Below are 5,752 nucleotides of genomic sequence, written 5' to 3'. Positions count from 1 at the left end.
ACGAACCGGAGCTCTCCGGCGGTCCGAACGTCGTCTCCGGCGTCCCCGAGGACGCCGACCACGTCGTCGACATGACGGCAGTGGACTTCGAGCCGGCTGCACTCACCGTCCAGGTCGGCGACACGGTGGCGTGGACGCACGCCGGCGGCGAACCTCACACGGTCACGGCCTTCGAGAACGAGCTTCCCGAGGGTGCGGACTACTGGGCGTCCGGGGAGTTCGACAGCCAGGACGCCGCTGAGACCGGCTGGGAGAACGGGCAGGGCGCGGTCACCGAGGGCGAATCGTACGTACGGACCTTCGAAACGACCGGCGAACACGGCTACTACTGCATTCCCCACAAATCCCTGGAGATGGTCGGTACCGTCGTGGTGGAGGAGTAGGGATGATGGGCGACGACCTTCGAACAATGCGCGAACGCCTCCACCGCCTCGCCAGCGACGACGGCCGGTTCTACGTGGGTCGCCTCGGCGGCGACGTGGTGTGCGGCGGCGGCCTGGAGCTGCACGGCTCGGCCGCACTGGTGCGCTCCGTCGTCGTCGCCGACGACTACCGCGGACGCGGCTTCGGCGGCGCGCTCTGTGACGAACTGGAGGCCGCCGCCGAGCGAGCAGGGGCTACGACCGCGTCCCTGTTGACGACGACCGCAGCCGCGTACTTCGAGCGTCGAGGCTACCAGCCGGTGTCACGCGAGAACGCCCCGCAGACCCTCCAGCAGACGAGCCAGTTCGCGGACGTCTGTCCGTCGACCGCGACGTGCATGGAGAAGAAACTCGAGTGAATCCCGGTCAGTCCCGGGCCGACTGCGTCATCCTTCCAGTTGTTCGGTCGCCGGTTCACCAGCGATATCCACGTCGACGTTCCCGTCCAGCGTCCGGATCGGGTACGGGATGTCGATGCCCGCGTCGTCGAAGCGCTCCTTGACGCGCTGAACGTACTCGCTGCGGGTTTTCACGAAGTCCGACCGGGACGGGTCCTCGATCCAGAACCGCGACTTCAACCCGACGTAGGAGTCGCCGAGTTCGGCGAGGCGAACGCTGACACCGGGGTCGTCGAGGATCTGCTCGTGGGCTTCGGCTTCCTCGACGATGATCTCGGTCGCCTCGTCGATGTCGTCGTCGTAGCCGATGCCGAACATGAACTGCTGGCGGAGCTGGTTCTTCGCGACCGGGTTCTTGATGACACCGCCGGTGAGCACCGCGTTCGGCACGGTCAGCAGTTCGTTGTCGAACGTCCGAACGCGCGTGACGCGGAGGCTGATGTCCTCGACGATGCCGGAGTTGCCGTCCCACTCGATCCAGTCCCCGACGCGGAACGGCTCGTCGGTGTAGATGAACACGCCCGCGACGAAGTTCTGGATGACGTCCTGCAGCGCGAACCCGATGGCGAGCGTGGCCGCCGCTGCGATGGTCGCGAGACTCGTCAGGAAGCTCCCGTAGTCCGCGAACCCGAACGCCACGGAGACGGCGACGAACACCACCAAGAAGTTCACGAGCTTCTGCAGGGGTTTGCGGGCGTGGGCGTCGAGGTTGCGGCGCTGCAGCATCCGGTCGAACAGCGGCCGGACGAGCAGCCGGCCGAGGGCGTAGATGCCGATGAACGCCGCGATGAAGTAGACGAACTGCGTGATCGCACCCGCGTACTCGGGAATCAAGTCCTCGACGAATGGCAGTGGCTCTACCTGGAGTACGGACCCGCTCACTCCCCCGAGCATTACTGATACACCGCCGTGTTCCCGCGGGTTTCGACGACGTCGGCGCCCGCGAGGTCCGCGAGCTGGTCGGCGAGGTCGTCGGTGTCACCCTCGCCGCGGGCGGACCGAAGGAACTTCACTTTCACGACGTCGCGGTCGTCGAGTTGGTCGGAGAGTTCGTCGGCGACTGCGTCGACCCCCGCCTTCCCGACCCAGACGGTAACGTCAGCTTCGTGGGCTTTCTTCGCTAAGTCCTCGGTCATCTTGTACGCGTAGTACTGACCGCTACGCATTGAAAGTTGTTGCATTTGCGAGACGGGCCGCGAGTCGATTGAGCCACCCGCCTCGTGTGGACGCGCGCGTCTCCGAGATTGGCATCACGGAGTCGTAAGTAGGGGTATCGCGATCGATTCGTCACTCGTAGGGGTATCGCGACTGCTGGCCGCAGTCGCAGGTGACGACCACGTGGCCGTCGCGGGTCCGGACGCGGGCGTTCCGCCCGGGAATCAGGTACGCGTCGCAGGCGTCGCAGGTGGAGCGCCGGAACTCCCGCGGGAGCCGCAGTCGGTTGCGTTCCGCGAGGCGGCGCGCCAGGCGGACGTATTCCCGGGCGCGGTCGTCGTCGCCGTCGCGGGCGGCCTCCTGGGCGAGGTCGTGGAGGCGCTGGATGCGGTCGGCCGCGATGGACATACCGACGCTGGGGCGTGGGTGATAGAAGACAGTTCCGGTAGGATTATCGGCCGCCGTCGGTTTGCCATCACGTGATGCGGACACTGAACTACCTCGAATTCGAGGACGGCGTCCGCGGGGGGATGGTCACCGCGACCCGCCAGCAGCGCAAAGCCCTCTCGCGGACCGACGTCGAGGTAGTGGAGTCGCCGTGGCGCGCCGGCAACCCCGTGCAGTCCCTGGGGACGCTGTTCGCGGGCGAGGGCTACTTCGCGGACTACGACGTCGCGCACTGCAACCTCGTCGGCCCGGGCAGCGTCGCCGTCGCGCGGCACGCCAGGCGAAACGACATTCCACTGGTGTTGCACGCCCACGTCACTCGCGAGGACTTCGCGGAGTCGTTCCGCGGGTCGACGACCGTCGCCCCGCTCCTCGAACCCTACCTGCGGTGGTTCTACTCGCAGGCCGACCTCGTGCTCTGCCCCAGCGAGTACACGAGGGGCGTCCTCCAGTCGTACCCCGTGGACGCGCCGATCCGACAGCTCTCGAACGGCGTCGACGTCGAGAGCCTCCGGGGCTACGAGCAGTTCCGCGAGGACACCCGCGAGCGGTTCGACCTCGACGGCCTGGTGGTGTACGCCGTCGGCGAGGTCTTCGAGCGCAAGGGCCTCACGACGTTCTGCGAACTCGCGAAGGCGACGGACTACGACTTCGCGTGGTTCGGCCCCTACGACGAGGGCCCACAGGCCGGGAAGGCTACCCGGAAGTGGGTGACCGACCCGCCGGAGAACGTCACGTTCACGGGCTACATGGCGGACAAGCGAGCGGCGTTCGGCGCGGGCGACGTCTACCTGTTCCCCGCGAAAGTCGAGAACCAGGGCATCGCCGTGCTCGAGGCGATGGCCTGCGGGAAGCCGGTGGTCCTCCGGGACATCGACGTGTTCCGGGAGTTCTTCACGGACGGCGAAGACTGTCTCATGTGCTCGACGTTCGACGAGTTCGAGGCGGCACTGGAACGCCTCGCGGTCGACCCTGACTTGCGGGAGCGCCTCGGCGAGAATGCCCGGGAAACGGCAGCAGCGCACAGTCTGGACCGCGTCGGCGAGCAACTGGCGTCGATCTACCGCGGCCTCGTGGACGGCGACGTCGAAGACGCCAGGGTCGGCCGCGTGGAGGGGTAACGTGAGCGGCGACCTTCCGACTGTCGCGGCGTTCACCGATTCGTTCCACCCGACGGTGAACGGCGTGACGTACACCGTGTCGACGTGGCGCGACCGCTGGCAGGACCGCGACGGCGAGATGCCCATCGTCTACCCCGAGTCCTCCCACGACCCGTCGCCGTCCGAGTACCCGGTGCCGAGCCTCCGGTTCCCGTTCTACGACGGCTACCGAATCGCGCTGCCGCGCACGCCGAACGCCGTCGGCGACCTCGAGGCCGACGTGGTGCACGCGCACACGCCGTTCGGGCTCGGGCTGGCCGGCTGGCGGTACGCCCGCGAGAACGACCTGCCGCTGGTCGCCTCCTACCACACGCCCACGGCGGAGTACGCCAACTACGTCGTTCCGGACGCCGCCACCGGCGTCGTGCGCCGCGCCAGCGAGCGCTGGGAGCGGTGGTTCCTCGACCGCGCGGACCTCGTGTTGACGCCGAGCGAACGCACCCGCGACCACGTCTGGGACCTCGGCGTCGACACCCCCGTCGAACCGCTGCCGAACGGAGTCAACGTCCAGCACTTCGCGCCGACTGACGACGCGGAGTTCCGTCGGCGCTACAGCCTCCCGGGGGACCGGCCGCTGGTCGGCTACACGGGCCGCCACGGCTACGAGAAGCGCCTCCTCGACCTGCTGGCGGCCGCCGACGGCCTCGACGTCACGCTCGTGTTCGGCGGCGACGGGCCCGCCAGGGACGACCTCGAAGCCGAAGCCCGCGAGCGCGACGTGGACGTCCGCTTCCTCGGGTTCCTGGAGCGCGATGAACTGCCGGCGTTCTACTCCGCGCTGGACGTGTTCGCGTTCCCCAGCCCCGTTGAGACTGAGGGCCTGGTCGCCCAGGAGGCGTACGCCTGCGGCACGCCGGTCGCGGGCGTGAACGCGGGTGCGCTCAAGGAAACTATCGAGGACGGCGAGACCGGCTACCACTACGAACCCGGCGACATTGACGGGTTCCGGGCGGCGATACGGCGGACCCTGGACGAACGCGAACGCCTCTCAGCGAACTGCCTCACCCGGCGCGACGACCTCAGCGTCGAGCGCGCCATCGACAAGCTAGCCGACCGCTACCGGCGCCTCCTGGAGTAACCTACAGCCACAGTTCTGGCCGTGGCGGACTCGATGGCTCGGACTCGGTGCGACGAACAGCGTCGCTGGTCGTCGCGGAGCGGTTGAAAAGACACGTCGGAGATTCGCGTCGACGCGGAACGCAGTCAGTCCTCGAGGGCGTTCGCGATGCGGTCGAGCTTGTTGTTCGTGCGCTCGAGTTCCTTGCGGAGCTGTTCGAGTTCGCGCTCGGCCTTCTCGCTGGTACCGCCGCCACCGGACTCCTCGCGGCCGCCGCCCATGCCGGGCGGGCCGCCGCCACCGCCGCCCATCATGCCGCCCATCATCTGCGCGAAGGGATTGCCGCCGCCTCCGCCGCCGCCCATGCCGGGGGGACCGCCGCCGCCCCCCATCGCTTCCTGCATGCGCTCGCGGGGGTCTTCGCCCTCGCTGTCGCCCTCCTCGCGTTCCTTGGCGCGTTCCTCGCGGATCTCTTCGACTCGCTCGCGGAACGACTTCTCCTCGGAGTCGCCGTCCTCGCCGTTGGCGCCGTCGGATTCGGATTCGTCGTCTGGCATACCACCTGCTTGGCTGCCCGCACGGAAAAAAGCGCTCTTTGGCAGTCGCGTCGACGCCTAGAACGACCCGAGACTCGACTGGACGTCGTCGTCGCTCTCGCCCTCGGTGACGTCGTGCCCCACGAGGTTCCGCATGTCGACGGCGTACGTCGTCCCGCGGCGGTCCAGCAGGAGGACGCGGCCTTTCGTCCCGACGACCGTCCCGGTCGCCATCGTCTCCGCGACGGGGCGGCGCTCCACCTCGAAGCCGTATTCGAAGTCGAACGATTCGATCGGATCGTACTCGGCGACGAGCGACTCCCAGGCCGCGTCATCCACCGTCTCGTCGAACCCCCGGATCTTGGCGGGGACGCGGACGCGGTCCGAGATCTCGTCGGCGATGCCGTACTCGATTTGTCGGGCGCGCCGGCCGTCCTCGACGGTCCGGATGTGGGCGGCGCGGTCCGCGCCCTGCTCGCGGAGGCGGGTGTCGAGGCGCCACGAGCGAGTCACGCCGACCTTGAAGGTGTCCGGCGCGAACGCCGCGAGGTAGACGGCGTGCTCCTCGGTGGCAGGC

The 5,752-nt window shown here is 68.4% G+C and carries 9 protein-coding genes; 4 read left to right on the top strand and 5 right to left on the bottom strand.

Translation table 11 applies throughout. The features are described 5' to 3' along the window. Together GRX66_RS15710 and arsN2 are read left to right on the top strand one after the other, a co-directional pair. On the top strand, positions 1-383 hold a 383-nt coding region (locus GRX66_RS15710; protein WP_233745578.1), incomplete at its 5' end, for a cupredoxin domain-containing protein. 2 nt (positions 384-385) lie between these two features. Further along, positions 386-781 (top strand): arsenic resistance N-acetyltransferase ArsN2, encoded by a 396-nt coding sequence (gene arsN2 / locus GRX66_RS15705; RefSeq protein ID WP_159527376.1) that lies wholly within the window; start codon positions 386-388, stop codon positions 779-781. Positions 782-808: 27 nt separating this feature from the next. On the opposite strand, the gene GRX66_RS15700 is transcribed toward arsN2, so the two are convergent. The 3 genes from GRX66_RS15700 to GRX66_RS15690 form a co-directional block, all read right to left on the bottom strand. Continuing rightward, complete coding sequence (locus GRX66_RS15700; protein WP_159527375.1) at positions 809-1,714, bottom strand: mechanosensitive ion channel family protein; 906 nt, start codon at positions 1,712-1,714, stop codon at positions 809-811. Further along, the gene (locus tag GRX66_RS15695) at positions 1,714-1,956 is read right to left on the bottom strand and encodes a YhbY family RNA-binding protein (RefSeq protein WP_159527378.1); all 243 of its coding nucleotides are present in this window, start codon (positions 1,954-1,956) and stop codon (positions 1,714-1,716) included. The genes GRX66_RS15700 and GRX66_RS15695 overlap by 1 nt, the downstream gene beginning before the upstream one ends. 151 nt (positions 1,957-2,107) lie before the next feature. Next, positions 2,108-2,383, bottom strand: a complete 276-nt coding sequence (locus GRX66_RS15690; RefSeq protein WP_159527374.1) for a ribonuclease P protein component 4 — start codon at positions 2,381-2,383, stop codon at positions 2,108-2,110. 74 nt (positions 2,384-2,457) lie between these two features. On the opposite strand from GRX66_RS15690, the gene GRX66_RS15685 reads away from it, so the two are divergent. Both GRX66_RS15685 and GRX66_RS15680 read left to right on the top strand, forming a co-directional pair. Next, positions 2,458-3,543 (top strand): glycosyltransferase family 4 protein, encoded by a 1,086-nt coding sequence (locus tag GRX66_RS15685; RefSeq protein WP_159527377.1) that lies wholly within the window; start codon positions 2,458-2,460, stop codon positions 3,541-3,543. A gap of 1 nt (position 3,544) precedes the next feature. Beyond that, the gene (locus GRX66_RS15680; protein WP_201293063.1) at positions 3,545-4,660 is read left to right on the top strand and encodes a glycosyltransferase; all 1,116 of its coding nucleotides are present in this window, start codon (positions 3,545-3,547) and stop codon (positions 4,658-4,660) included. 125 nt (positions 4,661-4,785) lie between these two features. On the opposite strand, the gene GRX66_RS15675 is transcribed toward GRX66_RS15680, so the two are convergent. Both GRX66_RS15675 and GRX66_RS15670 read right to left on the bottom strand, forming a co-directional pair. Next, positions 4,786-5,196, bottom strand: coding sequence for a hypothetical protein (locus tag GRX66_RS15675; protein ID WP_159527372.1), 411 nt, complete (start codon positions 5,194-5,196; stop codon positions 4,786-4,788). Positions 5,197-5,253: 57 nt separating this feature from the next. Next, on the bottom strand, positions 5,254-5,752 hold a 499-nt coding region (locus tag GRX66_RS15670), incomplete at its 5' end, for a DUF2797 domain-containing protein (RefSeq protein ID WP_159527371.1).

The sequence above is a fragment of the Halobacterium bonnevillei genome (genome assembly GCF_009831555.1).
Classification (GTDB): Archaea; Halobacteriota; Halobacteria; order Halobacteriales; family Halobacteriaceae; genus Halobacterium; species Halobacterium bonnevillei.
This window is presented reverse-complemented; position numbering and strand designations above follow the sequence as displayed.

Coding starts and splice junctions, on each gene's coding strand:
- arsN2 (WP_159527376.1), top strand. CDS start 386: ATGATGGGCGACGACCTTCGAACAATGCGCGAACGCCTCCACCGCCTC.
- GRX66_RS15700 (WP_159527375.1), bottom strand. CDS start 1,714: ATGCTCGGGGGAGTGAGCGGGTCCGTACTCCAGGTAGAGCCACTGCCA.
- GRX66_RS15695 (WP_159527378.1), bottom strand. CDS start 1,956: ATGACCGAGGACTTAGCGAAGAAAGCCCACGAAGCTGACGTTACCGTC.
- GRX66_RS15690 (WP_159527374.1), bottom strand. CDS start 2,383: ATGTCCATCGCGGCCGACCGCATCCAGCGCCTCCACGACCTCGCCCAG.
- GRX66_RS15685 (WP_159527377.1), top strand. CDS start 2,458: ATGCGGACACTGAACTACCTCGAATTCGAGGACGGCGTCCGCGGGGGG.
- GRX66_RS15675 (WP_159527372.1), bottom strand. CDS start 5,196: ATGCCAGACGACGAATCCGAATCCGACGGCGCCAACGGCGAGGACGGC.